The organism is Streptomyces sp. NPDC006261 (genome assembly GCF_040613515.1).
Lineage (GTDB): Bacteria > Actinomycetota > Actinomycetes > Streptomycetales > Streptomycetaceae > Streptomyces.
This window is the reverse complement of sequence record NZ_JBEXSI010000036.1, coordinates 14,774-40,151: the sequence shown is the minus strand read 5'-3', so window position 1 is coordinate 40,151 and position 25,378 is coordinate 14,774. Positions and strand designations below refer to the sequence as shown.

Annotated in this window: 21 protein-coding genes; 3 read left to right on the top strand and 18 right to left on the bottom strand. The window is 71.5% G+C overall.

What is annotated here, in order from left to right; genetic code table 11:
* Positions 1–160 precede the first annotated feature (160 nt).
* The 8 genes from mnhG to ABZ154_RS23085 form a co-directional block, all read right to left on the bottom strand.
* Entirely contained in the window at positions 161–514 is a 354-nt protein-coding gene (gene mnhG / locus ABZ154_RS23120; RefSeq protein WP_356835483.1) for a monovalent cation/H(+) antiporter subunit G, read from the bottom strand.
* A complete protein-coding gene (locus ABZ154_RS23115) occupies positions 511–858 on the bottom strand; it encodes a monovalent cation/H+ antiporter complex subunit F (RefSeq protein ID WP_356835481.1) in 348 nt (115 codons plus the stop codon). Before ABZ154_RS23115 ends, mnhG begins: the two co-directional genes overlap by 4 nt.
* Positions 855–1,481 (bottom strand): Na+/H+ antiporter subunit E, encoded by a 627-nt coding sequence (locus tag ABZ154_RS23110; RefSeq protein ID WP_356835479.1) that lies wholly within the window; start codon positions 1,479–1,481, stop codon positions 855–857. Before ABZ154_RS23110 ends, ABZ154_RS23115 begins: the two co-directional genes overlap by 4 nt.
* Entirely contained in the window at positions 1,478–3,130 is a 1,653-nt protein-coding gene (locus ABZ154_RS23105) for a Na+/H+ antiporter subunit D (RefSeq protein WP_356835477.1), read from the bottom strand. The genes ABZ154_RS23110 and ABZ154_RS23105 overlap by 4 nt, the downstream gene beginning before the upstream one ends.
* Positions 3,127–3,747, bottom strand: a complete 621-nt coding sequence (locus tag ABZ154_RS23100; RefSeq protein WP_356835475.1) for a Na(+)/H(+) antiporter subunit C — start codon at positions 3,745–3,747, stop codon at positions 3,127–3,129. Before ABZ154_RS23100 ends, ABZ154_RS23105 begins: the two co-directional genes overlap by 4 nt.
* Positions 3,744–6,647, bottom strand: coding sequence for a Na+/H+ antiporter subunit A (locus ABZ154_RS23095; protein WP_356835473.1), 2,904 nt, complete (start codon positions 6,645–6,647; stop codon positions 3,744–3,746). The genes ABZ154_RS23100 and ABZ154_RS23095 overlap by 4 nt, the downstream gene beginning before the upstream one ends.
* A 300-nt stretch (positions 6,648–6,947) precedes the next feature.
* On the bottom strand, positions 6,948–7,349 hold the full coding sequence (locus ABZ154_RS23090) for a RidA family protein (RefSeq protein WP_356835471.1): 402 nt from the start codon (positions 7,347–7,349) through the stop codon (positions 6,948–6,950).
* The gene (locus ABZ154_RS23085) at positions 7,346–8,506 is read right to left on the bottom strand and encodes an acyl-CoA dehydrogenase (protein WP_356835469.1); all 1,161 of its coding nucleotides are present in this window, start codon (positions 8,504–8,506) and stop codon (positions 7,346–7,348) included. The genes ABZ154_RS23090 and ABZ154_RS23085 overlap by 4 nt, the downstream gene beginning before the upstream one ends.
* Positions 8,507–8,620: 114 nt before the next feature.
* Between ABZ154_RS23085 and ABZ154_RS23080 the strand changes: the two genes are divergently transcribed.
* Positions 8,621–10,300: an AMP-binding protein gene (locus ABZ154_RS23080; protein ID WP_356835467.1), complete on the top strand. Its 1,680-nt coding sequence runs from the start codon at positions 8,621–8,623 to the stop codon at positions 10,298–10,300.
* Positions 10,301–10,309: 9 nt separating this feature from the next.
* Positions 10,310–11,137 carry a PaaX family transcriptional regulator C-terminal domain-containing protein gene (locus tag ABZ154_RS23075; protein WP_356835465.1) on the top strand — a complete coding sequence of 276 codons (828 nt, stop codon included), beginning with the start codon at positions 10,310–10,312 and terminating at the stop codon, positions 11,135–11,137.
* On the opposite strand, the gene ABZ154_RS23070 is transcribed toward ABZ154_RS23075, so the two are convergent.
* The 5 genes from ABZ154_RS23070 to ABZ154_RS23050 all read right to left on the bottom strand — a co-directional run bounded on the left by ABZ154_RS23070 (position 11,127) and on the right by ABZ154_RS23050 (position 16,419).
* Positions 11,127–12,035, bottom strand: coding sequence for a transporter substrate-binding domain-containing protein (locus ABZ154_RS23070; RefSeq protein WP_356835463.1), 909 nt, complete (start codon positions 12,033–12,035; stop codon positions 11,127–11,129). The genes ABZ154_RS23075 and ABZ154_RS23070 overlap by 11 nt on opposite strands.
* Before the next feature lie 9 nt (positions 12,036–12,044).
* Entirely contained in the window at positions 12,045–12,779 is a 735-nt protein-coding gene (locus ABZ154_RS23065) for a hypothetical protein (protein WP_356835461.1), read from the bottom strand.
* On the bottom strand, positions 12,776–13,222 hold the full coding sequence (locus ABZ154_RS23060; protein WP_356835459.1) for a hypothetical protein: 447 nt from the start codon (positions 13,220–13,222) through the stop codon (positions 12,776–12,778). The genes ABZ154_RS23065 and ABZ154_RS23060 overlap by 4 nt, the downstream gene beginning before the upstream one ends.
* A gap of 81 nt (positions 13,223–13,303) precedes the next feature.
* Positions 13,304–15,586 carry a bifunctional salicylyl-CoA 5-hydroxylase/oxidoreductase gene (locus tag ABZ154_RS23055; RefSeq protein WP_356835457.1) on the bottom strand — a complete coding sequence of 761 codons (2,283 nt, stop codon included), beginning with the start codon at positions 15,584–15,586 and terminating at the stop codon, positions 13,304–13,306.
* Between the two features lie 5 nt (positions 15,587–15,591).
* Positions 15,592–16,419, bottom strand: a complete 828-nt coding sequence (locus ABZ154_RS23050; RefSeq protein WP_356835455.1) for an enoyl-CoA hydratase family protein — start codon at positions 16,417–16,419, stop codon at positions 15,592–15,594.
* 360 nt (positions 16,420–16,779) lie between these two features.
* Here ABZ154_RS23050 and ABZ154_RS23045 point away from each other — a divergent pair, with 360 nt between their 5' ends.
* On the top strand, positions 16,780–17,229 hold the full coding sequence (locus tag ABZ154_RS23045; protein WP_030572598.1) for an ATP-binding protein: 450 nt from the start codon (positions 16,780–16,782) through the stop codon (positions 17,227–17,229).
* On the opposite strand, the gene ABZ154_RS23040 is transcribed toward ABZ154_RS23045, so the two are convergent.
* The 5 genes from ABZ154_RS23040 to ABZ154_RS23020 form a co-directional block, all read right to left on the bottom strand.
* Positions 17,180–18,667: an amino acid permease gene (locus tag ABZ154_RS23040; RefSeq protein ID WP_356835453.1), complete on the bottom strand. Its 1,488-nt coding sequence runs from the start codon at positions 18,665–18,667 to the stop codon at positions 17,180–17,182. The genes ABZ154_RS23045 and ABZ154_RS23040 overlap by 50 nt on opposite strands.
* Positions 18,668–18,848: 181 nt before the next feature.
* Positions 18,849–19,853 carry an ornithine carbamoyltransferase gene (gene argF, locus ABZ154_RS23035; RefSeq protein WP_356835451.1) on the bottom strand — a complete coding sequence of 335 codons (1,005 nt, stop codon included), beginning with the start codon at positions 19,851–19,853 and terminating at the stop codon, positions 18,849–18,851.
* Between the two features lie 135 nt (positions 19,854–19,988).
* Positions 19,989–21,221 (bottom strand): arginine deiminase, encoded by a 1,233-nt coding sequence (locus ABZ154_RS23030; protein WP_356835449.1) that lies wholly within the window; start codon positions 21,219–21,221, stop codon positions 19,989–19,991.
* An 80-nt stretch (positions 21,222–21,301) separates the two neighbouring features.
* The gene (locus ABZ154_RS23025; protein ID WP_356835447.1) at positions 21,302–23,881 is read right to left on the bottom strand and encodes a polynucleotide kinase-phosphatase; all 2,580 of its coding nucleotides are present in this window, start codon (positions 23,879–23,881) and stop codon (positions 21,302–21,304) included.
* On the bottom strand, positions 23,878–25,368 hold the full coding sequence (locus tag ABZ154_RS23020) for a 3' terminal RNA ribose 2'-O-methyltransferase Hen1 (RefSeq protein ID WP_356835526.1): 1,491 nt from the start codon (positions 25,366–25,368) through the stop codon (positions 23,878–23,880). Before ABZ154_RS23020 ends, ABZ154_RS23025 begins: the two co-directional genes overlap by 4 nt.
* Between the last annotated feature and the right edge of the window lie 10 nt (positions 25,369–25,378).

Sequence of the window (25,378 nt, the reverse complement as noted above, 5' to 3'; positions counted from 1 at the left end):
CACGATCGGGTGGAGAGGCGCGGGAGATCCGGTCACGGAGCGGCCTCTGCTGCGCCCCGCCGCCTCCCGCGAGGTGGCCTGCCGCTTCCCCGGTGTCTGACGGGAGCCCGCGGAAGGGGAAGGGCCCAAAGACGGAGCCTGAGTTCGAGGAGTGAGCGGGTTACCTCTCGTCGGTGAGCTGCTCGTCCAGTTCGTCGAAGAGCAGTTCCTCGTGCTCGACCTGTCCGGTGCGGTACGCGGAGCGGGCGACCAGGTGCGAGGCGACCGGGCCGGTGAGCATCTGGAAGAAGGCGATGAGCGCGAGCGTGGCGAGGTCCATGCCGGTGCGCAGCCGGAGGGCGACCCCGGCAAGGACCAGGATGATGCCGAGAGTCTGGGGCTTGGTCGCGGCGTGGCTGCGGGAGAGGACGTCGGGCAGCCGGAGCATGCCGATCACCCCGAGCAGGCAGATCGCGGCGCCGAGGAGGACGAGCAGGGCCCCGGCCGTGTCGAGGATCTGGAGCCAGACGTTCACTGCGGGCCCTCCTTGGTCTCGTCGGGGTCCGGTCCCGGGGCCCGGGACGGGACGGTGGCGGCGGGCCGGTCGCGTACGGCGATGAAGCGGGCGATGCCCACCGATCCGGTGAAGCCCAGGAAGGCGAGCACCATCATGATCGGGAAGTAGAACGAGTCCAGCGCGACGGCGGACTTCGCTCCGAGGCCGGCGATGATCAGGGCGGCGATCACGTCCAGCGAGATCGCCCGGTCCAGCATGGAGGGGCCCCGCCAGATCCGGACCAGCAGCAGAAGGCCGGCCACCAGGACCAGGACGATGGCGGCGGTCAGCAGAATACGGTCGACCTGTTCGGGAACGCTCATGGTGCGGGCCTTCCGGCAGGAAGCTGCGGCGGTGGGGGCGGTTCGGCGACACGTGCGATCTCGTCCCGGGTGCCGAAGGCCCGTACGGTCAGTTCCTCCAGCCGCCAGACCTGCCGCCGGGCGGCTTCCAGCTTCTTGGGCCGGTCCGCGTCCAGGACGTGCAGGAAGACGGTGGCGGTGGCCCGGCGCACCTCGATGACGGAGCCGCCCGGCACGTTGGAGACGGCCACCGCGACGGCGGCGAGCATCAGGTCGCCGCGGCAGCGCAGGGGCACGCCGATGACGGCGGCCTGGTGCGGTGTACCGCTGAAGATCTGCCGGGTGACCCGCACGCCCGAGGTGTACATGTCGTAGAGCAGATACGCAGCGAGGCGGATGATGCCCCACGGGTGGAGCCGGAGCCCGAGGTCGACCGGCGGCAGCGGGAAGGCCAGGCAGACCGCGCTCGCGACGACGACGCCCGTGATGATGTTGGCCAGGTTGAAGGTGGACCAGAGCAGCACCCAGATGAGGGTGAGCCAGGCGATCAGCGGCAGGTCCAGCACTCGTCCGCGTCGGCCGACCTTGCAGCTCATCGGCGGCAGGTCGGCGTTCCGGTACGAGAACCGCGGGAGACGGCTCACTTGCCCAGCACCTCCTCGATGTAGGGCGTTCGCTCCAGCAGCTCGACGGCCGAGCGGTCGGTGAAAGCGGTGAGCGGTCCGGCGAACACGGTGAAGGACAGGGCCAGCGCGATGGTCGCGGCGGTCGCCGCCATCATGGGCCGGGGCAGCCGGCTGGTGGTGATGACGGCTCGTCCGTGCTGCGTCGCCGCGACGGTCTGACCCGCCGGGCGGTGCACCGGCTCGATGCCCTCATCACCGGTGCCGGGGATGTTGTCGGGGCCCTCGTCGGTGTCGTCGTCGGTGTCGTCCCCGGACTCCAGCAGCGTGCCCGCCTCGGCCTGTCCGGGCGGGGCCGCCCGCCAGAACGCCAGGTTCCACACCTTGGCGGTCACGTACAGCGTCAGGAGGCTGGTGACCACCGATCCCGCGACCAGGATCCAGGCCCAGGCGGAGCCCTCGGCGACGCCCGCGCGCATCAGCCCGAGCTTGCCGATGAAGCCGGAGAGCGGGGGGATGCCGGCCAGGTTCATCGCGGGGACGAAGAAGAGGAGGGCCAGTAACGGCGCGGCCTTGGCGAGTCCGCCGAGCCGGGTCAGCTCGTTGGTGCCGCCCCGGCGTTCGATCAGCCCGGCGACCAGGAACAGGGTCGTCTGCACGGTGATGTGGTGGACGACGTAGACGATGGCGCCGCCGTACGCCTCGCGGGTGGCGAGCCCGATCCCGAAGACCATGAAGCCGATGTGGCTGACCAGGGTGAAGGAGAGCAGCCGTTTGAGGTCGGTCTGGGCGACCGCGCCCAGGATGCCGATGATCATCGAGGCCAGGGCGACGGCCATGAGCAGGTCGCCGATCCGGTTGCCGGGGAAGAGCAGGGTCTCGGTCCGCATCATGCAGTAGACGCCGACCTTGGTGAGAAGTCCGGCGAAGACGGCGGTGACCGGCGCGGGCGCCGTCGGATAGGAGTCGGGGAGCCAGGCGGCGACCGGAAACGCGGCGGCCTTGATGGCGAAGACGGTGATCAGCATCGCTTCGATCAGGGTCTGCACACCGAGCGGGAGTCCGGGCAGCCGCTCGGCGAGCTGCGCGAAGTTGACGGTGCCGAGGGCCGCGTACGTCATGGCGATGGCGATGAGGAAGACCATCGACGAGAACAGCGAGATGATCACGTAGGTGGAGCCGGCCCGCATCCGGGGCCCGGTGCCGCCGAGGGTGAGCAGCACGAAGCTGGCCACCAGCATGATCTCGAAGCTGACGAAGAGGTTGACGAGGTCACCCGCGAGGAAGGTGCAGGAGACCCCGGCGACGAGGATCAGATAGGCCGGGTGGAAGACCGCAACCGGGGTCTCCTTGTCCCGGTCGGTCATGCCCTGCCCGATGGAGTAGATCAGCACGCAGAGCGTGACGGCCGAGGAGACGGTGAGCATCAGCCCGGTGAGACGGTCGGCGACGAGGGTGATGCCGAGCGGCGGGGCGAAGTCGCCGAGGTGGACGGAGAGCGGGCCGTGGCGGTCGGCGGCGATCATCAGGATGATCGAGAGCGCCAGGACGGCGGTGAGTACGGCGACGCTGACGAAACGCTGGAAGCGCTGCATCCTGGTGCCGAAGGTGAGGCTGAGGCCGGTGGCGCACAGCGGCAGGAGCACCGGCAGCGGGACGAGCGCGTTCATCCGGTGGCTCCTCGTTCGTCGCGGGGATTGCGGTCGTCGGCCTCGGTGTCGCCGTCGCGCTCGTAGTCCTCGGGGTCGGCACCGATGACGTCGTTCCAGAGGTCGCCCGAGGCGTCACGGCCACGGGCCTGGCGGGCGCGGTCGGCGCGCAGCCGGTCGCGGAGTCTGCGGCGCTCCTCCCGGTAGCGTTCGCGCTCGTCCGCGGTGGGCTCCGAACCCGAGCGGAACTCCTCGCGCAGCTGGGCGCGCTCCGAGAACACTTCGGCGCGGAGCACGATGCGCCGGTCCTCCAGGTCGTCGTGCACCTCGTCGGTGCCGGTGATCTGGTGGCTGCGGTAGGCCATGGCGAGCAGGAACGCGGTGGTGCCGAGGGTGATGACGATCGCGGTGAGGGCGATGGCCTGCGGCAGCGGGTCGGTGACCCGGCGCAGGTCGACCCCGTAGAGGAGGGGTGCGGCGCCGGCGGTACCGGTCGAGGCGAGGATCAGCAGGTTGACCCCGTTGCTCAGGATGACGGCGCCGAGCAGGATGCGGGTCAGCGGGCGGGTCAGCATGAGGATGGCGCCCACGGCGCAGAGCACCATGGCCGTGAGGAGGAGTGAGGCGCTGACGGTCATCGGGGGTTCCCTTCCGCCGTCGTGCTGTCGGAGGCGGCGAGGGCGCCGGCGGCCCGTTCGATCTGCCGGTCGATCTTGGCGCCGAGGGCCCGGACGATGTCCAGGACGACGCCGAGCACCAGCAGGTACACGCCGAAGTCGAAGAGGACCGGCGTACTCATGTGGAAGTCGCCGAAGAACGGCAGGTGCCCGTGGTAGGTGAAGGCGTGCAGCACGGTGCCGTCCACGAGGCCCAGGAGCCCCACCCCGGTCGAGATGAACAGGCCGAGTCCGGTGAAGAGCCCCGGTTGCAGGGGCGCGGCCTGGGCCAGTTCGAATCGGCCGCCGGCCAGATAGCGGGTGATGAGGGCGACTCCGGCGACGAGCCCTGCGACGAAGCCGCCGCCGGGCATGTTCTCGGCGCAGAACAGCAGGTAGACCGAGAGAATCAGGATCGGGTGGAAAAGCAGCCGGGCCACCACTTCGAAGACGATCGAGCGGTGCTCGGGGGCGAGGGTGGAGCCGGCGGCCAGCCAGCCGCGCTCGGGCGCCGCCTCGTCGCCCTGCGGCAGGCGCGCGGTGTGCTGTGCCGCGATCGACCAGGCGGTGCGGCCCTTCAGTTCCTCCGGGAGCATCGGACCGTCGCTGCGGCGGTGCAGGTAGATGAGGCTGGTGACACCGATCGCGGCGGTGGCCAGCACGGCGGACTCCCCCATGGTGTCCCAGGCGCGCAGGTCGACGAGGATCGTGGCGACGACGTCCTTGTACCCGTGGTCGGCGACCTCCTCGACCATGGCGGCGCCTGCGGGTTCGGCGGTCCGCGCGGCGGCGGCCACCCAGACGGCGACGCCGACGGTGCCGGCCGCGAGGAGGGCCACCGGAATATGGATAGCGCGCCGCCAGGGGGAGACGGTCTCCTCGAAGTGGACCGGCATCCGGCGCAGCACGAGGACGAAGACGATCATCGCCACGGTCTCGACGCAGAACTGGGTGAGCGCCAGGTCCGGTGCGCCCTGGACGACGAAGAGCAGGGCGGTGCCGTAGCCGATCAGGCCGCTGAGGACGACCGCCTTCATGCGGCGGCGTACGGTCAGGCAGAGCAGCGCCGCGATGCAGGTGAGCAGGGCCACGCCGCCCTGGAGCCCGTTGTCCCAGAGCCGGGGGGGCGGAGCGCCCTGCCAGGGCTGGTCGGTGGCGAGCACGGCGAGCTGCCCGCCGGCCATGACGAGCAGCGTGGTCGCCAGGTAGACCGAGAGGGAACCGCGCTGGATGAAGCCGGTGATCTGGAGGGCGAGCCGTTCCTGACCGAGCAGCAGATGGCCGAAGACACTGTCGGCGGTGGGCCAGGCGATGCGGCGGGAGACCTTGGTCACGGTGTCGCGCCCGGCGAAGAGGACGGCACCGGCCGCCCAGGCGAGCGCCGACAGGAGCAGCGCGACGCCGAACCCGTGCCAGAGCGCGAGGTGGTAGGGGTCGGCGGGGACCGGATAGGTGTCGGCGTAGGCGCTGAACAGCCGGTCGGTCAGACCGACGCCGGGGCCGAGCACCAGGCCGAGGACGGCGAGCAGGGCGGGCGGGGCGAGGAAGGACCAGCCCACGCGGTGTACGGGGGTGTCGGGGACGCCGGGCTTGCGGGCGAAGGCTCCCCAGACGAAGCGGAGGGTGTACGCGGTCGTCAGCGCCGAGCCCAGCACGACGACGGCCAGCGCCCAGCGGTCGGCGGCCGAGCCGTGCAGCAGCGCCTCGAACGCGGCCTCCTTGGCGGCGAAGCCGAGGAGCGGCGGCAGGGCGGCCATGGAGGCGGCGGCGAGGACGGCGACGGCGGCGACGTACGGCAGGGACCGGCCGATACCGGAGAGGTTCCGCAGGTCGCGGGTGCCGGTGGAGTGGTCGACGATGCCGGTCACGAGGAAGAGCGGCGCCTTGAACAGGGCATGCCCGAGGATCATGGCGACGGCGGCGAGGGCCGCGTTCCGGTTTCCGGTCCCGGCGAGCAGGGTGAGGAAGCCGAGCTGGCTGACGGTCCCGTAGGCGAGGACGAGCTTGAGGTCGTTGAGGCGCAGCGCACGCCAGCCGCCGAGCAGCATGGTCGCTCCGCCGAGGACCAGGATGACGGGCTTCCAGACGGGTACGTCGGCGAAGGCCGGGGAGAGCCGGGCGACCAGGTAGACACCGGCCTTGACCATCGCGGCCGCGTGCAGATAGGCGCTGACCGGGGTGGGCGCGTCCATGGCGTTCGGCAGCCACATGGAGAACGGCCAGATCGCGGACTTCGACAGTGCCCCGGACAGGACCAGCACGAGGGCGACGGAGATGGCGAGGCTCGTCTCCGGGGGATCGGCGACGATCTCGGAGATCCGGTAGGTGCCGGCGGCCTGACCGACGATCAGGAAGCCGACCAGCATGGCGAGGCCGCCGAGTGTGGTGACCGTGAGCGCCTGGAGCGCGGAGCGCCTGCTGTGGCGGTTTTCGCTGCCGTGGCCGATCAGCAGGAAGGAGAAGACCGTGGTCAGCTCCCAGAAGACGTACAGCGTGATCAGGTCGTCGGCGAGGACGAGGGCGAGCATCGCCCCCGCGAAGGCGAGCAGGTTCCCGGCGAACCGGGCCAGCTGCGGCGTGTCGTCGCGGAAGTAGGAGGCGCAGTAGACGAGGACGAGGGCGCCGACGCCCGCGGCCATCAGGGCCATCAGCTCGGAGAGCGCGTCCAGGCGGAGGTCGGCGGAGACGTCGTAGTCCGCGATCCACTGCCAGGACCAGGTGACGGCCTCACCGGAGGCGGCGGTGTTCCACTGGGTGAGTGCCCAGACGGTGGCGGCGACGGGAGGCAGCGCCAGCACGAGGAAGGCGCGCCTGCCGAGCCGGTGGACCAGCGGCCCCGCGAAGGCGGCCAGGACTAAGTGGCCGATGATGAGCCCGATCACAGCGTGGCGTCCGGGTCGAGCGGCGAGACAACCGAGATAGAGGGCACCAAATACAGATATATCGCCCCAGTGGATTCATCGGACCGGCACGCCGCACGCGATCCGGCACACCGAGGCCCGCGTCGGGCCCGAGGAAGCGTCAGCCGGGGACGCGGGGGCCGCTGTGAACGCAGGTGAAGGCGTTCCATGTGGTGCCACACTCGGAGAGTCCGGTAGCGACTGTCTTGACGCGATACTGAGGAAGAGTGTGGTTTCGGGTCCTGTGCGCGCATGCGGCATGACGTCGGGGCCGCCGCCGGCTCAGGGCAGCACGGCGATCCCGTCGATCTCGACCATCGCCTGTTCGTCCCAGAGCCGGGCCACCCCGATGACGGCCATCGCCGGGTAGTCGCGCCCGGCCGACCGGCGCCAGATCCGGCCGAGTTCGGCGGCGTGGGACCGGTAGTCGGCCACATCCGTGGCGTACACCGTGACGCGGGCCAGGTCGGCGGGGGCGCCGCCCGCCGCGTGCAGGGCGGTCAGCAGATTGGTGAGGGCGGTGGCGAACTGTTCGGGCAGGGTGGCGCCGACGACCTTGCCTTCCGGGTCGAGGGAGGTCTGCCCGGCCAGGAAGACCAGGTGGCCCCCAGTGGCGACGACGGCGTGCGAGAAGCCGGTGGGCGGCGGGAGTTCGGGCGGATTGATCCGGTGGGACGGGCTCATACGGGCGGCTCCTGAGTCTCCTCGGCCGCCGGCTGCCGGGCGGCGGCGGACGCGTACAGCTCCTTGGCGATGATGGCGCGCTGGACCTCGCTCGCACCCTCGTAGATCCGGGGCGCGCGGACCTCTCGGTAGAGGTGTTCGAGCAGATGGCCGCGGCGCAGGGCCCGGGCGCCGTGCAGCTGGACGGCGGTGTCGACGACGTACTGCGCGGTCTCCGTGGCGTACAGCTTGGCCATGGCGGCGCGGCGCGGCACGCCGCTCTCCCCCGCGTCGTAGGCCGCGGCCGCCGCGTACACCAGGAGGCGGGCGGCCTCGGTGCGGACGGCCATCTCGGCGACCTGGTGGGAGACGGCCTGGAGGTCGCTCAGGGGGCCGCCGAACGCGGTGCGGCGGGCGGTGTGGTCCACGGTGGCGTCGAGGGCGGCGCGGGCCATCCCGACGGCGAAGGCGCCGACGCTGGGGCGGAAGAGGTTGAGGGTGTCCATCGCGACCCGGAAGCCCCGGTCCCGCTCGCCGAGGACGTCGTCGGCGGTGACCGGAACGCCGTCGAACTCCAGGGTGCCGATGGGGTGCGGGGAGAGCATGTCGAGGGCGGAACCGGTCAGTCCGGGGCGGTCGGAGGGGACGAGGAACGCGGTGATCCCGCGTGAGCCGGCGCCGGGGGTGGTGCGGGCGAAGACGGTGGCGAAGTCGGCCTCGGGGGCGTTGGAGATCCAGCACTTCTCGCCGGTGAGCCGCCAGCCGCCGGGGGTGGGTTCGGCGGCCAGGCTCAGGGCCCCGGCGTCGGACCCCGCGCCCGGCTCGCTCAGCGCGAACGCCGCGACCGCCCGCCCCGCCCGGACCCCGGGGAGCCAGCGTGCGCGGTGGGCGGGGGTGCCCGCCTGGACGATCGGCGTGGTGCCCAGGCCCTGGAGGGCGAGCGCGGTCTCGGCCTCGGTGCAGCCCCGGGCCAGGGACTCCCGCAGCAGACACAGGTCCAGCGCGCCGGAGGAGAACAGCCGCTCCAGCAGGCCCAGCTCACCGAGGGCGGCCAGCAGGGGGCGGTTGACGCGCCCGGCCTCTCCTTTCTCCGCCAGCGGGCGCAGCTGCTGTTCGGCGAGGGTGCGCAGCTCCTCGCACCAGGCGGTTTGTTCCGGTTCGAGGGAGAATGCCGTCATGGCGACGCCTCTCTTGTCGCGTCTGTTGCTCTGTCGCATCCCTGGCTTATCGCGAACTGTTGACTACCGTCACCCAAACGATACGCTCCGAAGGCGACAAGGGGGCGATCCTTCATGGAGCCGAATTCCTCGCCGAACACGCCCACAGCCGCCGCCGACGCGTCCGTACGCGTCCCCGGTGCGCACACCGACACGTTCGCACGCGACCATCTGCCACCGCCGGAGCAGTGGCCGGAGCTCCTCCTGGACGATCCCGGGCCGCGTTACCCCGACCGGCTCAACTGCGGGTACGAGCTGCTGGACCGCACGGTGCAGGAGCGGGGCCCGGGCCGTCCCGCGCTGCGCTCCGGTGACGGGGGCGTCTGGAGCTACGGCGAGCTGCGGGAGACGGTGGACCGCATCGCCCACGTGCTCACCGCCGACCTGGGCGTGGTGCCCGGCAATCGGGTGCTGCTGCGCGGGCCCACCACGCCCTGGCTGGCCGCGTGCTGGCTCGCCGTCATGAAGGCGGGCGCGGTCGCGGTGACCGTACTGGCGCAGGCGCGGGCGGGTGAACTGGCCACCATCTGCTCGCTGGCCCGGGTGAGCCACGCGCTGTGCGACATCCGTTCGGCCGAGGACCTGGAGGAGGCGGCGGGCCCTGCAGGGGCGGACGTGGGCGGTCTGCGGACGACCCTGTTCGGCGGCGACGGCCCCGGCGACCTGACCCGGCTGGCGGCCGCGCACGCCGGTTCCGGCCCGTACAGGGCGGTCGACACGGCCGCCGACGAGGTCGCCCTCATCGCGTTCACCTCGGGGACCACCGGGCGCCCCAAGGGCTGTATGCACCTCCACCGGGACCTGCTCGCCATCGCCGACACCTTCTCCCGCCAGGTGCTGCGACCGCTCCCCGACGACGTGTTCGCGGGCAGCCCGCCGCTCGGCTTCACCTTCGGCCTCGGCGGGCTGCTGGTCTTCCCGCTGCGGGCCGGGGCCTCGACGCTGCTGCTGGAGCAGGCGGGACCGCAGCACCTGCTGCCCGCGCTGGTCCGGCACCGGGTCTCGGTCCTCTTCACCGCGCCGACCGCCTACCGCACGATGCTCGGCCGGCTCGACGGCCATGACCTCTCCGCCCTGCGCCGCTGCGTGTCGGCCGGGGAGAACCTGCCCGCGGCGACCTGGCAGTCCTGGTTCGAGGCGACCGGGCTGCGCATCATCAACGGCATCGGGGCCACCGAGCTGCTGCACATCTTCATCTCCGCCGCCGACGACGCCATCCGCCCCGGCACCGTCGGCGTCCCCGTGCCGGGCTGGCAGGCAAAGGTGGTCGACGAGCACGGCGAGGAACTGCCAGACGGCGAGGCGGGGCTCCTCGCCGTGCTCGGCCCGGTCGGCTGCCGCTATCTGGCCGACCCCCGGCAGACGGAGTACGTCCGGCACGGCTGGAACATGACCGGCGACACGTTCGTCCGCGAACCGGACGGCTACTTCCGCTACGTGGCCCGCGCCGACGACATGATCATCTCCTCCGGCTACAACATCGCGGGCCCCGAGGTGGAGGACGCCCTGCTAGGCCATCCGGAGGTCGCGGAGGCGGCCGTGGTGGGCCGGGCGGACGAACTGCGCGGGGAGATCGTGGTGGCGCACGTGGTGCTGACGGAGGGCTCGGAGCAGACGGCCGACTCGCTGCGCGCTCATATGAAGGCCTGCCTGGCCCCGCACAAGTGCCCGCGCGCCTTCGTCTTCGAACAGTCCCTGCCACGCACCGCGACCGGCAAGCTCCAGCGGTTCCTGCTCCGGGACCGGCACCTCTAGAGTGATCACGTGGCCGAGCTGCGCACCCCCCGTTCCCTGATCATCACGCTCTACGGCGCATACGGCCGTCCGGCGGACGGCTCACCCTTCGCGGTGGCCGAGCTGATCCGCCTGCTGCACGCCGTGGGCGTCGACGCCCCTTCCGTACGCTCCTGCGTCTCGCGGCTGAAGCGGCGCGGGCTGCTGGTCGCCGCGCGGGCGGCGGACGGCTCGGCGGGGTACGCCCTCTCGCCGGACGCCCGCCAGCTCCTCGACGACGGCGACGGGCGCATCTACGGCCGCCCGGCGCACCGGCTGGAGGACGGCTGGGTGCTCGCGGTCTTCACCGTCCCCGAGGCCGAACGCGCCAAGCGCCATCTGCTGCGCTCCCGGCTGGCCCGCCTCGGCTTCGGCACGGCGGCCCCCGGGGTGTGGATCGCCCCCGCCGGCCTCTACGAGGAGACCCGGCACACCTTGGAGCGGCTCGAACTCACCCCGTACGTCGACCTGTTCCGGGGCGACCACCTGGGCTTCGCCGCGACCCGCGCGTCGGTGGCCCGCTGGTGGGACCTGGACGCGGTGGCCCGCCTCCACCTGGACTTCCTGGACCTGCACGAACCGGTGCTCCGCGAGTGGGAGGCGACCTGGGAGACCGAGGAGGGCGCCCGCCCGCAGGAGGCCTACCGGGACTATCTGCTGGCTCTGGACTCCTGGCGCCAACTCCCTTACGCGGACCCCGGACTGCCGGAGGAGCTGCTACCGAAGGGCTGGCCGGGCGGGCGCTCGGCGGAGGTGTTCGGCAAGCTGCACGGGAGGCTGCGGGACGCCGGGGAGCGGTTCGTGCGGGTCAGGGACTGATGCTGTCGCGGCACGACCGCGCCTCGATCTCGGCGGCGCTCGGCTTGTGGCTGCTGATCCAGCCCGCATCCTCTTCGATGAGTGCCGGGAGGGACGTCTCGACATCCCTGATCCAACTGCTGGTCCCCACGTGCTTCTTGAGCCAGGACTCCAGCCTGCGGCAGTCCGCGGTGTGTCCCTTCGGCAGACCGATGCCGTAGTGCTGAGGAGCTCCTATCGTCACGTCCGGCACCACGCGCAGGCCCTCCTTCTCGTACTGCCGGGCGAAGCCGTAGAGGATGGCCTGGTCGGTGGAGACCGCCTTCACCTGACCGCCGATGAGCCGCTCGATGCAGTCCGACGCATCGGTCAGGGTGACCGGATCGGCGCCGGTGGTCTCCCTGATGCCGTCCAGGGCTTGGACCGAGGTGGTTCCCTGCCAGGTGCAAATCTGGCTGCCCCGCAGATCGGCCAGCCGCTCCACATCGGCGCCGTCCGGGCCGACGAGGAAGCCCTGCCGGGTCTTGAGGTAGGGCCCGACGAAGTCGATCTCGTCCATCCGTTCGGCGGTGATGGAGAACGACGCGATGGTCATGTCGGCCTTTCGCTGGAGCAGCTGGGTGACCCGGTCCCCCGAGGAGACGTCGACAGGCTCGCTGAAGTCGACGTCGATCTCCTCCTCGATGTGCTGGAACATGATGAAGTCCAGTCCGGAACGGTCGTAGTTCGAGGAGTACGACAGGCCGGGCAGGTCGTTGTGCATCGCGACCGTGATGCGCTTCACGCCGAGGAACTCCCGCTCCGGCTCCTTGGAGGAGCAGGCGGCAAGGCCCGCCAGCAGGACCAGCGTGGCGACGATGCCGAGCAGCCGGCCGGGCAGGGGCCGCGCCGAGCGCACGGCCGTGGAGGTGGGGGCCACGGTGTCCTCTCAGTCGTGAAGTACGGCGTCCGCGACGAACAGGTTCATCAGGCAGCCTTCTTCGGTCAGCAGCGTGATCTCCACGTCGATCGCGCCCTGCAGTCCGCCCAGGGGCAGATCGATCGTCTGGCCGCTGCGCACATCGTCGACGCGGGTACTGGCGTTCCCCAGCAGTTGGGCGGAGTAGCGGGTCTCCGGCGCGCAGAACTGAGCGGCCTTGGCGGCGTCCCGGACGGTGAGGGACAGCCGCAGCCGTGAGCGGTCGGCGGGGCTGTCGACCACGAGCCGCAGCTGGGAGCCGTCGGTGACCGTGCCGCCGCTGATGCGGCTCCGCCCGGTGACGTCGATCTCACCGTGGTCCGCAAGGTGATCCATGCCGACCACGCCGGCGAACGAGCAGATCAAGGCCGCCGCCGACATCAGGACGCGCCGGTGGGCCCGGGTGCCCCTCGCCGGCAGGACCAGCCGGACCAGCGCCAGGGCGACCGCGGTGCCGAGAGCGAGGTGGACCCAGAGGAACTGGCGCACAGGTCCGTCGGGGGCATGGATCAGCGCGTAGGCGCCGAGCGAGACGACCAGCAGGAAGGGCGGCCAGTTCCAGACGCTCCAGCGTTTCGCCTGGTCCGTGAAGTCGACGAAGTCTCCGAGGAACACGCTGAGGAACAGCTTGCCGACGAAGCCGATCGCCGGTGAGTTGGGCCCATGCGTGACGGTGTCGCCCCGCGCCGGCGGCTCGGCCGTCAAGCGGTTCCGCCGTCCGGGCCGCGGTTGAAGTGGAAGGTCGCCGTGCCCAGATGGCCGATCGCCGGGGAACTGTCCCCGTACGACGCAACGTATGTCCGGTCGCCCGCTCGGTACTCGCTGTGTACGGTCCTGATGGAGTGCGCCAGGGACCGGGTGCTCAGGTCGCCGCCGTCGGCCAGCCATTCCCCTATGGCACTCTCCAGGATCTCCCGCTCCCGCCGCGGCAGCTCCTCGATGGCCGTGGCCGCGGCGGCGTCCTGGCCGGTGAGGGGCGGGTCTCCGCTCCCCCGGTGCAGCACCACGCCGAGCAGTCTTCGCCCCCGCTCCACCGCACTGTCGGCGATGCGATCCCGAGCGGAGTCGACAACGGCCCCTGCCAAGGATGTGGCGGCGGCGCTCACGAACGGTGCGATGACAGCGGTGGCCGCCAGTAGTTCAGACATCTGCTCTCCCCCGAGTAGGAGACCTATTTTACTCGGATTTCCGTTCTGCAGAAGGGAATTGGCCCCACCGCACACCCTTCCTCACCCCAGCGCGAGCCGGGGCTTCGGTGCGTCCGGGCGGCCCGTGGGCGGGGGACGGCTGCCCGCGACGTACGGGAGGGGCCAGGGCGCGGCCGGGCCTGCGTAGCCCTGCTCGGCCGCAGCGTGCAGGGTCCAGTTCGGGTCGAATAGGTGCGGGCGGCCCAGGGCGCATAGGTCGGCGCGGCCCGCAAGGAGCAGGGAGTTGACGTCGTCCCAGGAGGAGATGGCGCCGACCGCGATGACCGGGACGTCCACCGTGTTGCGGATCCGGTCCGCGAACGGGGTCTGGTACGAGCGGCCGAACTCCGGGCGCTCCTCGGGCACCACCTGGCCGGTGGAGACGTCGATGGCATCGGCCCCGTGAGCGGCGAAGGCGCGGGCGATCTCCACGGCGTCCTGCGCGTCGGTGCCGCCCTCGGCCCAGTCGGTGGCCGAGATCCGGACGGTCATCGGGCTGCCCGTGGGCCAGACTTCGCGGACGGCGTCGAAGACTTCGAGGGGGAAGCGGAGCCGGTTCTCCAGCGGGCCGCCGTAGGCGTCGGTGCGGTGGTTGGTGAGCGGGGAGAGGAAGCCGGAGAGCAGGTAGCCGTGGGCGCAGTGGAGTTCGAGGAGGTCGAAGCCGGAGTCGGCGGCTCGGCGGGCGGCTTGCGTGAACTGCGCACGGATGTCGACTAGTTGAGCCACGTCGAGTGCCTGCGGCACCTGGCTGACGCCCGGTGTGTACGCGAGCGGGGAGGCGGCTTTCAACGGCCAGTTGCCGGTCTCCAGGGGCTGGTCGATGCCCTCCCACATCAGCCGGGTGGAGCCCTTGCGGCCGGAGTGACCGAGCTGGACGCCGATGGCCGCACCGGGGGCGGAGGCGTGGACGAAGTCGGTGATCCGGCGCCAGGCGGTGGCCTGTTCGTCGGTCCACAGACCCGTGCAACCGGGGGTGATACGGCCTTCGGGGCTGACGCAGACCATCTCGGTCATGGTGAGTCCGGCCCCGCCGAGCGCACGGGCGCCGAGGTGGACGAGGTGGAAGTCGCCGGGGAACCCCTCGGTGGCCGAGTACATGTCCATGGGGGAGACGACGACGCGGTTGCGCAGTTCGAGGCCGCGCAGCCGGAGCGGGGTGAACATCGGCGGAGTGGCGGGCGGGCAGCCGAACTCCGCCTCGACGGCGGCGGTGAAGGAGGCGTCGCGCAGCCGCAGGTTGTCATGAGTGACCCTGCGGCTGCGGGTGAGCAGGTTGAACGCGAAGCGGCGGGGCGGCTGGTCGACATAGGTGGCCAGCTCCTCGAACCAGCGCAGACTGGCCGCCGCCGCCCGCTGGGTGGAGGCGACGACCGGGCGCCGCTCGGCCTCGTACGCGGCCAGCGCGGCGGTCAGGTCCGGCTGTTCCCCGATGGAGGCGGCCAGGGCGAGGGCGTCCTCGACGGCGAGCTTGGTGCCTGAGCCGATGGAGAAGTGCGCGGTGTGGGCGGCGTCGCCGATGAGGACGGTTTTCCCGTGCGACCAGCGGGAGTTGGTGACCGTACGGAAGGTGAGCCAGCTGGACCTGTTAGCGCGCAGGGGGCGGCCGTCCAGGGCCTCGGTGAAGAACTTGGCGCAGCGGGCGGTGGATTCGGCCACGTCAGAGGTGTCGAGCCCGGCGGCCCGCCATACCTCGTCGCGCATCTCGACGATGACGGTGGAGGCGTCGGCGGCGTACGGGTAGCCGTGCAGCTGCATGACGCCGTGCGGGGTTTCGGCGATCTCGAAGCGGAAGGCGTCGAGTGCGAAGTCGGCGGCGAGCCAGATGTAGCGGTTGCGGTGTTCGGTGAGGGACGGGCCGAAGACCTCGGGGTGCGCCTGGCGGGTCGCGCTGTGTACGCCGTCGGCGGCGATGACCAGGTCGTGGTGGGCGGCCAGCTCGTCGGCAGGTGGGGCCGCGGCCCGGAAGCGGAGGTCGATGCCCAGGGCGGCGCAGCGCTCGTGCAGGATCTCCAGCAGCCGACGGCGCCCGAGGGCGGCGAAGCCGTGGCCGCCGGAGGTGTGGGTCCGGCCGCGGTGGACGATGTCGATGGTGTCCCAGCGGACGAACTCAGCTCTCAGTGCGCGGTAGACCTCGGGGTCGGCGTGTTCGATGCCGCCGAGGGTCTCGTCGGAGAGGACGACACCGAAGCCGAAGGTGTCGTCGGGGGCGTTGCGCTCGTACACGGTGATCTCGCGGGCCGGGTCGAGCCGCTTGAGGAGAGCGGCGGCGTAGAGACCGCCGGGGCCGCCGCCGATGACCGCGATGCGCCGCACAGGGGCCGGCATGGCCGCTACCGCCCCCGCCATTTCGGCGGCCGCTTCTCGGTGAAGGCGGCGTGGAACTCCGCGTAGTCCTCGCCGTGCATCAGCAGCGCCTGGGTGTTGGCGTCCAGCTCGACGGAGGCGGCGAGCGGCATGTCCAGCTCGGCGGTGAGCAGCGCCTTGGTCTGGGCGAGGGCGAGGGCGGGGCCGTCGGCGAGGCGTCGGGCCAGCTCGGCGGCGCGGGCGTCGGCCTGCCCCTCCTCGGCCAGCTCGCTGATCAGCCCGATCCGCTCCGCCTCGGGGGCCCGGACCGCGTCCCCGAGCATCAGCAGCCGGGTGGCGTGGCCGAGGCCGACCACCCGGGGGAGCAGATAGGCGGCGCCCATGTCGCCGCCGGAGAGACCGACCCGGGTGAAGAGGAAGGCGAAGCGGGCGGAGGGGTCCGCGACCCGGAAGTCGGCGGCGAGGGCGAGGACGGCCCCGGCTCCGGCGGCGGCCCCGTGGACGGCGGCGACGACCGGGAAGGGGCACTCGCGCAGGGCCCGTACGACCTGGCCGGTCATCCGGTTGAACTCCAGGATCGCGGCGGTGTCCATGGCGAGGGTGGCGCCGATGATCTCGTCGACGTCGCCGCCGGAGCAGAAGCCGCGCCCCTCACCGGCGAGCACGAGGGCGCGCGCGGAGCGTTCCCGGGTCAGCTCGGCGAGCAGGTCGCGCAGATCGGCGTAGGCACCGAAGGTGAGGGCGTTGAGTTTCTCGGGGCGGTTCAGTGTGACGGTCACCACACCGTCGTCCCGGGAGATCCGGAGATGGCGCCACTCCTCCACGCGCGGGGCGGAGCTGGGAAACGAGCTCATGAAGGGGTTCCCTTCAGCATTCGGGCGGGTTGCCGACCGTGCGCTGGTCGCGTTCCACCGCCGAATTTATCACTCGTATGTGACTGTCGTCACGAGGTCGCGATACGCCAACCGTGAGACCGTTATGGCGAAAGTCCTGTTTGCACCGGTCGACCGCCTCTATGGCCAGGGCCGCGCGGTTCGTAAGGTTGACCCCAGGAAGTCTCGATTCGCGATGCCGATGAGCCGAGTGGGTCGAGTACACCGGCGAGGAGGCGAGAGAAGGCTCCGAGACGGGAGAGTCCGATGAGGAGTCGAGAAGCCCCGACGAGCCGAGAAGTCCCGCTACAAGGAAGTCCCGCTCCCGAACGGAACCCCGCCGTGCCGCCCGATGTCCCTGTTCCCGCCTCCTGGCGGATCGCCCTGCCGCACTCCACGGCAGCCGTGCCGATCGCCCGCGCCCTCGTCCGTACCGCCCTGTCGGACATCCACGCCCCGGCGGACAGCGACACCGCCGAGCTGCTCACCGCCGAGCTGGTCGCGAACGCGGTCGAGCACACGGTGAGCAGCGAGCCGATCGAGCTGGTCGTGGAGCTGCTGCCCACCGGCTGCCAGGTCGAGGTGCACGACCACGACCCCGCCCCGCCCGGTGACCTGTCCCGGCCGCAGCCCGGTTACGAGGTCGATCCCTGGCAGGAGCACGGGCGCGGACTGCTGCTGATCCGGACCCTCAGCTCCGCCTGCGGTCACCGCACCACGGAGCACGGCAAGGCCGTCTGGTTCACGCTTCCGGCGATACCGTCCCAGCCGGGTCCGTCCCCGGAGAGCTGACCAGCCGGGACCGCCGCCGCCCGTAGCAGGCGTAGAGCAGCGAACCGGCGGCGAGGAAGACTGCGAACTGGACCCAGGTCGTCCAGCCGGTCCCGTACATCAGATACAGGCAGAACACGACGCCGAGCACCGGGCTCACCGGGTAGAGCGGCACCCGGAAGGTGCGCTGCAGCTCGGGGTTGCGGCGGCGGAGCACCACGACGGCCACATTGACGGCGACCATGGTGGCGAGCGTGCCGATGGTCGTCAGGTTGACGACGACGTCCAGCGAGGCGAAGGCGGCCGGGACGGCGAAGACGCAGGCCACGATCCAGGTGTTGGCGACCGGGGTGTGGGTCTTGGGCGAGACGCGCTCGAAGACGCGCGGGATCAGCCCGTCGCGGGACATCGACATCAGGATGCGGGTCTGCCCGTACATCACGGCGAGCACCACCGAAGCGATGGCGACGACCGCGCCGAAGGCGATGATGCCGCCGCCCAGCGCGGAGTCGGTGACCTGGTTGACGACCAGCGAGAGGGCCGCGGGCTTGTCGGAGACGGCGTCCGCGCCGAGCGCGCCGATGGCCGAGAGCGCCACCGCGCAGTAGAGCAGCGTGACGACGCCGATGCAGATCAGGATGGCGATCGGAATGTTCCGGCGGGGGTTCTTGACCTCTTCGCCGGCGGTGGTGATCGCGTCGAAGCCGATGTAGGAGAAGAACGCCAGCGAGGCGCCCGCCGTGATCCCGCCGAGTCCGTGGCCCGCGAACGGCACGAGGTTGTCGTCCTGGTAGGCGGTGAACGCGATCGCGCAGAACGCCAGCAGGATGCCGATCTTCAGGACCGCCATGGCGGCCGTCGCGTTCGCGCTCTCCCGGACGCCGCGCACCAGCAGGGTGGCGGCCATCGCGATCACGACGATCGCCGGGAGGTTGATCACGCCGCCGTCGCCGGGTCCCGCGGACACGGCGGCGGGCAGCTGCCAGCCGACGAGGCTGTTCAGCAGCTCGTTGACGTACTGGCTCCAGCCCACCGCGACCGCGGAGACCGAGACGCCGTACTCCAGCATCAGGCACCAGCCGACGAGGAACGCCGTGCGCTCGCCGAGGGCGGCGTACGCGAAGGAGTACGAGCTCCCCGAAACCGGGATCGCGCTGCCCAGCTCCGCGAAGGAGAAGGCGGTGAAGATGCAGGTGATCGCCGCCAGGATGAACGAGATGACGACGGCGGGTCCGGCCTCCGCGACGGTGTCGGAGAGACCGACGAAGATGCCGGTGCCGACGATGGCCCCGACGCCGAAGCAGACGAGCTGGAAGAGGCCCATCGTCCGCTTGAGGCCGTGGCCCTCCAGGTCGCCGCCGGACTCGGCGATGAGCTGGTCGGGGCTCTTGCGGCGCGGTCCGGGCCGGGAGATACGGGGGTGCTTCGGGGTGCCGGGGGCCGGCAGGCCGGGGCTCATGCGGGACGTTCTCTTCTCTGGTGGCGCAGTGGGGGGACGGTCCCGTGCGCGCTTGGCGGCACGGGAAAGGGGCCCGGGCACGTCAGAGCCCGAACCCCACCAAGAGGCGACATCGTAGCCACCACCTCGCATGTTCACCCAATCGGGCGAATGGCCATGCGAACCCCGCCCGCAGAGGCGGCTACACCCCCGCCAGTGTCGCCACCAGCACGGCCTTGATCGTGTGCATCCGGTTCTCCGCCTGGTCGAAGACGACCGAGTGCGCCGACTCGAAGACCTCGTCGGTGACCTCCAGCTCGGTGAGGCCGTGGGCGGCGTGGACGTCCCGGCCGACCTGGGTGCCGAGGTCGTGGAAGGCGGGCAGGCAGTGCAGGAACTTCACGTCCGGGTTGCCGGTGGCCCGCAGGACGTCCATCGTCACGGCGTACGGCGCGAGCGCGGCGATGCGCTCGTCCCAGACCTCCTTGGGCTCCCCCATCGAGACCCATACGTCCGTGGCGACGAAGTCGGCGCCGCCGACGCCCTCGGTGATGTCCGCGGTGAGCGTGACCTTCGCGCCGCTGACCGCGGCGAGCTTCTCCGCCTGCTCCACGACGGAGGGGGCCGGCCAGTACATCTCGGGTGCGACGATCCGGATGTCCAGGCCGAGCAGGGCGCCGGTGATCAGGTAGGAGTTGCCCATGTTGAAGCGGGCGTCGCCGAGGTAGGCGAAGGCCAGCTCCGTGACGGGCTTGTCGCTGTGCTCCGTCATGGTCAGCACGTCGGCGAGCATCTGCGTGGGGTGCCAGTCGTCGGTGAGCCCGTTGAAGACGGGGACACCGCCGTACGCGGCGAGTTCCTCGACCACCTGCTGGCTGTCGCCCCGGTACTCGATCCCGTCGAACATCCGGCCGAGCACCCGGGCGGTGTCCTTCACCGACTCCTTGTGGCCCATCTGGGAGCCCGAGGGGTCCAGACAGGTGGTGGAGGCGCCCTGGTCGGCGGCGGCGACCTCGAACGCGCAGCGCGTACGGGTCGAGGTCTTCTCGAAGATCAGCGCGATGTTCTTCCGGCGCAGCCGCTGGACCTCGGCCCCGGCCTTCTTGGCCGCCTTCAGCTCACCGGCCAGCGCGACCAGGCCGAGGATCTCCTCGGCGGTGAAGTCCAGCTCCTTGAGGAAGGGGCGGCCGGTGAGGTCGATGGCCATGGTGACGGCTCCAGGGTGGGACGGGGCAGGGCGGAACAGGGATCGGCGTGCAGTCTGGAAGTCTATACGACCATGCGCATTCCTATACAGCCCCCTGGTCCGGAAACCGCCGCTCCTGTCTCGAAGGCGCTGGTACTACACAGGGTCCCGCACCACCGGACAGCTCATGCAGCGCGGTCCGCCCCTCCCTCGGCCCAGCTCGCTGCCCCGGATCTCGATGACCTCGATGCCCTGCTTGCGCAGATAGGTGTTGGTGGTCGCGTTCCGCTCGTACGCCACGACGACGCCCGGTTCGACCGCCAGGACGTTGCAGCCGTCGTCCCACTGCTCCCGCTCCGCCGCGTGCACGTCCTGAGTCGCGGTGAGCACCCGGATCGAGTCGAGGCCCAGCGCGGCGGCGATGGCGCGGTGCATGTGCTCGGGCGGGTGGTCGGTGACCTTCAGCTCGCGGGGGCCGCTGCCCGGCTCGATCGTGTACGAGCGGAGCATGCCGAGCCCGGCGTACTGGGTGAACGTATCGCCGTCGACCATCGTCATCACCGTGTCCAGGTGCATGAACGCGCGGCCCTTGGGCATGTCGAGCGCCACGATCGTGCGGGCCGAACCGGCGTCGAAGAGGCCCCGGGCCAGCATCTCCACCGCCTGCGGGGTGGTGCGCTCGCTCATCCCGATCAGGACCGCCCCCTGCCCGATGACCAGGACGTCACCGCCCTCGATCGTGGACGGGTAGTCGTCCTGCCCCTCCGACCAGTGGTGGAAGACGCCCGCCTCCGGTCCGGTGAAGAGCGGGTGGTGGCGGTAGATCGCCTCGAAGTGGACGGTCTCGCGCTGCCGGGCGGGCCAGCGCATCGCGTTGATGGACACCCCGTCGTAGATCCAGGCGGAGGTGTCGCGGGTGAAGAGGTGGTTGGGCAGCGGGCCCAGCAGGAAGTCGTCCAGGTCCATCACATGGAAGCGGACCGAGGTCGGCTCGCTGTGCCGCTCGAGGAACTCGCGCTTGGTCATCCCGCCGACCAGCGCCTCCGCGAGCTCGGACGAGGGCAGCTCCTCGAAGGCGGCGCGCAGGTGCTCGGTGGCGAGCGGCCCGTACTCCTTCTCGTCGAAGACCCGGTCGAGCACGAGCCGCCGGGCGACGGGGATGTCCAGGGACTCCCGGAGGAGGTCGCCGAAGAGGTGGACCTCCACTCCCCGGTCACGCAGGACGTCGGCGAACCCGTCGTGCTCCTGCCGGGCCCGGCGCACCCACAGCACGTCGTCGAAGAGGAGCGCGTCCTTGTTGCGGGGGGTCAGCCGCTTCAGTTCCAGATCGGGGCGGTGCAGTATGACGCGGCGCAGCCGCCCGGCTTCGGAGTCGACATGGAATCCCATGTCTTCATCCTCACCGGGCGGAGCACCGTTCACCCCGCGAATCGCCCACCGTTCGGAGCTGCTCTCGGAGCCGGGCCGGACTAGAGCCGGGGGTCCACCGGCTCCGACTCCAGGGCCAGAACGGCGAAGACCGCCTCGTGGACCCGCCACAGCGGCTCGCCCTCCGCCAGCCGGTCCAGCGCCTCCAGGCCGAGCGCGTACTCCCGCAGCGCGAGCGAGCGCTTGTGGCCGAGGAAACGGGAGCGCAGGCGCTCCAGGTTCTCCGGGCGGGTGTACTCGGGACCGTAGATGATGCGGAGATACTCCCGGCCGCGCACCTTGATGCCGGGCTGGACCAGGCGGCCCCTGGCGTCCCGGACGAGGGCGCCGAGCGGCTTGACGACCATGCCCTCTCCACCGCGCCCGGTCATCTCCAGCCACCAGTCGACGCCCGCGCGGACGGACGCCTCGTCGGCGGGGTCCACGACGAGCCGGCGGGTGACCTGGAGCAGCCCCGTCGGGTCGTGCTCGACGAGGCGGTCCAGCCAGGCCAGCTGCTCGTCGTGCGGGACGGCGGCGAGCGAGCGGCCTTGGACGGCGAGGATCTGGAACGGTGCGAGACGCACCCCGTCCAGCCCTTCGGTGGACCAGCAGTAGCGCCGGTACGCATCGGTGAACGCGGCCGCGTCCTCGGCCCGGCCGTGCTGCCGCCCGGCGAGGTCGCCGAGGTCGACGCCACGGGCGGTGGCCTTCTGCAGGGCGGCGAGGGCGGAGGGGAACACCGCGCCGGAGGCCGCGCCGACCGCGGCGTACTGCGAGCGCAGCAGTCCGCCGGCCTTGAGCGACCACGGCATCAGCTCGGCGTCCAGGAGCACCCAGTCGGTGCCCCACTCCTCCCAGAGCCCGGCCGCGGTGACGGCCGCACGCAGTCGGCCGAGGATCACCTCGGTCAGGGCCCTGTCGTCCAGGAAGGGGCGCCCGGTACGGGTGTGGAGGGCGCCGGTCGGACCGGCCGTGCCGAAGCGGGCGGTCGCGGCGGCGGCGTCCTTGCAGACCAGGGCGACGGCTCGGGAGCCCATGTGCTTCTCCTCGCACACCACCCGCTCCACGCCGTCCGCGCGGTACTGCGCGAACGCCTCGGCCGGGTGCTCAAGGAAACCCTCGTCCCGGGAGGTGGCGGTGGGCGCCATGGTCGGCGGGAGGTAGGCGAGGAGCTGCGGGTCGACGGCGAACCGGCTCATCACTTCGAGCGCGGCCGCCGCGTTCTCCTCGCGCACGGCGACGCGGCCCATGTGCCGGGTCTCCACGATCCGGCGGCCCTGGACATCGGCCAGGTCCAGCGGCCTGCCCTCCCGGCCCCCGGGCGCCTCGGTGGTCAGCGGCCTGGTGGGCTCGTACCAGACCTTCTCGGCCGGTACGTCGACGAGTTCGCGCTCCGGCCAGCGCAGCGCGGTCATCTTCCCGCCGAAGACCACGCCGGTGTCCAGGCAGATGGTGTTGTTGATCCAGGAGGTGGCGGGCACCGGGGTGTGGCCGTAGACCACGGCGGCGCGGCCCCGGTAGTCCTCGGCCCACGGGTAGCGCACGGGCAGGCCGAACTCGTCGGTCTCGCCGGTGGTGTCCCCGTACAGCGCGTGCGAACGGACCCGGCCCGAGTTGCGGCCGTGGTACTTCTCCGGCAGACCGGCGTGGCAGACCACCAGGTTGCCGCCGTCCAGCACGTAGTGGCTGACCAGACCGTCGATGAACTCCCGCACCTGCTGCCGGAACTCGGGGTGCGCGGCGTCCTCGCGCTCCAGCTGCTCGACGGTCTCGGCGAGGCCGTGGGTCTGCTGGACCTTGCGGCCCGCGAGATAGCGGCCGAGCTTGTTCTCGTGGTTGCCCGGCACGCACAGCGCGTTGCCCGCCGCGACCATGGACATGACGCGGCGCAGCACGCCCGGGCTGTCGGGGCCCCGGTCGACGAGGTCGCCGACGAAGACGGCCGTACGCCCTTCGGGGTGGGCGCCGTCCACGTAACCGAGTTTGCCGAGCAGGGTGTCCAGCTCGGAGCGGCAGCCGTGGATGTCGCCGATGATGTCGAAGGGGCCGGTGACGTGGCGCAGGTCGTTGTAGCGGCGCTCCAGCACCACTTCGGCCCTCTCGGCCTCCTCTTCGGTGCGCAGGACGTGCACCTTGCGGAAGCCCTCGCGCTCCAGGCCGCGCAGCGAGCGCCGCAGCTCGCGGCGGTGGCGCTGGATGACATGGCGGGGCATGGAGGCGCGGTCGGGGCGGGCCGCGTTGCGGGCGGCGCAGACCTCTTCGGGAAGGTCGAGCACGATGGCGATGGGCAGCACGTCGTGCTCGCGGGCCAGCCGGACGAGCTGCTTGCGGCTCTCGGACTGGACGCTGGTGGCGTCGATGACGGTGAGCCGTCCGGCGGCCAGGCGCTTGCCGGCGATGTAGTGGAGCACGTCGAAGGCGTCGCCGCTGGCGCTCTGGTCGTTCTCGTCGTCGGCGACGAGGCCCCGGCAGAAGTCCGAGGAGACGATCTCGGTGGGCTTGAAGTGCTTGCGGGCGAAGGTGGACTTGCCCGATCCGCTGGCGCCGATGAGGACGACGAGGGAGAGGTCGGTCACCGGCAGGGTGCGGGCGGCGGTGCCGGTGGTGGTGTCGGTGCTGGTGCTGTCGTCGTTCATCATGCGGCTTCCGCCTCCTTCTTCTTCCCGGGCTTGTTCTCGGTGGCTTCCGTGCTCAGGGTGAAGACGGCCAGCTGGGTGGGCGGGCCGACCTCCGGGTCGTCCGGGCCGACGGGCAGATGGGCGACGGTGTACCCGTGGCGTTCGGCCACCTCCCCCGCCCACTCCCGGAATTCGGCCCTCGTCCACTCGAAGCGGTGGTCCCCGTGGCGCACATGCCCGGCCGGGAGGCTCTCCCAGCGGGGGTTGTACTCCACGTTCGGCGTGGTCACGAGCACCGTGCCCGGCCGCGCCGAGCCGAAGACCGCGTACTCCAGCGCGGGCAGCCGGTCCAGGTCCAGGTGCTCGATGACCTCGCTGAGCACGGCGGCGTCGTAGCCCTTGAGCCGCTTGTCCGTGTAGGTGAGGGAGCCCTGCTGGAGGGTGACCCGGTCCGCCTGCTGCTCCCCCATCCGGTCCAGCTTCAGCCGGCGGGAGGCGATGGTGAGGGCGCGCATCGACACGTCGACGCCGACGATCTCGGTGAAGCGCACGTCCTTGAGGAGCGCCCGCACCAACTGGCCCTGGCCGCAGCCCAGGTCGAGCACCCGGTGCGCCCCGGCCCCGCGCAGCGCTTCGAGGATCGCGGTGCGCCGGTGCTCGGCGAGCGGGACCGGCTTCTCCTCGGTGTCGGTGCTCTCGTCCACCGCGTTGTCGACGCTGTCCACGTCGAGGTCGTCCGACTCCGCGAGCCGGACCAGCTCCAGGGCCTGGTCGGCCCGGCGGGTCAGCCCCCAGCGGTGGGCGAGATAGCGCCGGGTGATGAGGGGGCGCTCGGGGTGGTCGGCCAGCCAGCCCTCACCGGCCCGCAGCAGCTTGTCCACCTCGTCGGGCGCGACCCAGTAGTGCTTGGCGTCGTCGAGGACCGGCAGCAGGACGTAGAGCTGGCGCAGGGCGTCGGCGAGCCGCAGCTCCCCCTCCAGCACCAGGCGTACGTAGCGCGACGCACCCCACGCGGGGAACTGCTCGTCCAGCGCCACCTCCGCCACCTCGACCCGCTCCCAGCCGAGCGGGACGAACAGCTTGCGCACCAGCTCCGCACCGCCCCGGGCGGGCAGCGCGGGCACCTCGATCCGCAGCGGCAGAGGCGCCCCGGCCCGCTCGGGCAGGGCGCGGCATACACCGCCCAGCGCGGACTTGAACACCGTGGCGAGGGCGACCGAGAGCAGCGAGGAGGCCGCGTAGGGGCGGTCGTTGACGTACTGCGCGAGCGCCGCGTCGGGCGCACCGCCCCGGCCCCTCCCCTTGCCGCGCCGCACCAGTGCCACCGGATCCACCTCCAGCAGGAGTGCGGCCGTGCAGCGCTCGGCGGACGCCTCGGGGTAGAACACGTGCGCGGTGCCGTGCGAGGTGGAGAACGCCTGCGCCCGGTCGGGGTGCTTGTGCAGCAGGAAGCCGAGCTCCGTGGCGGGGCGGTCGGGAGTGCCGGTCGTACTGATTGTCAGGAACACCTGTCCGAGT

Coding starts and splice junctions, on each gene's coding strand:
- ABZ154_RS23115 (WP_356835481.1), bottom strand. CDS start 858: ATGAGCGTTCCCGAACAGGTCGACCGTATTCTGCTGACCGCCGCCATC.
- ABZ154_RS23105 (WP_356835477.1), bottom strand. CDS start 3,130: ATGAACGCGCTCGTCCCGCTGCCGGTGCTCCTGCCGCTGTGCGCCACC.
- ABZ154_RS23100 (WP_356835475.1), bottom strand. CDS start 3,747: ATGACCGTCAGCGCCTCACTCCTCCTCACGGCCATGGTGCTCTGCGCC.
- ABZ154_RS23090 (WP_356835471.1), bottom strand. CDS start 7,349: ATGAGCCCGTCCCACCGGATCAATCCGCCCGAACTCCCGCCGCCCACC.
- ABZ154_RS23085 (WP_356835469.1), bottom strand. CDS start 8,506: ATGACGGCATTCTCCCTCGAACCGGAACAAACCGCCTGGTGCGAGGAG.
- ABZ154_RS23080 (WP_356835467.1), top strand. CDS start 8,621: ATGGAGCCGAATTCCTCGCCGAACACGCCCACAGCCGCCGCCGACGCG.
- ABZ154_RS23060 (WP_356835459.1), bottom strand. CDS start 13,222: ATGTCTGAACTACTGGCGGCCACCGCTGTCATCGCACCGTTCGTGAGC.
- ABZ154_RS23055 (WP_356835457.1), bottom strand. CDS start 15,586: ATGCCGGCCCCTGTGCGGCGCATCGCGGTCATCGGCGGCGGCCCCGGC.
- ABZ154_RS23050 (WP_356835455.1), bottom strand. CDS start 16,419: ATGAGCTCGTTTCCCAGCTCCGCCCCGCGCGTGGAGGAGTGGCGCCAT.
- ABZ154_RS23040 (WP_356835453.1), bottom strand. CDS start 18,667: ATGAGCCCCGGCCTGCCGGCCCCCGGCACCCCGAAGCACCCCCGTATC.
- argF (WP_356835451.1), bottom strand. CDS start 19,853: ATGGCCATCGACCTCACCGGCCGCCCCTTCCTCAAGGAGCTGGACTTC.
- ABZ154_RS23030 (WP_356835449.1), bottom strand. CDS start 21,221: ATGGGATTCCATGTCGACTCCGAAGCCGGGCGGCTGCGCCGCGTCATA.
- ABZ154_RS23025 (WP_356835447.1), bottom strand. CDS start 23,881: ATGATGAACGACGACAGCACCAGCACCGACACCACCACCGGCACCGCC.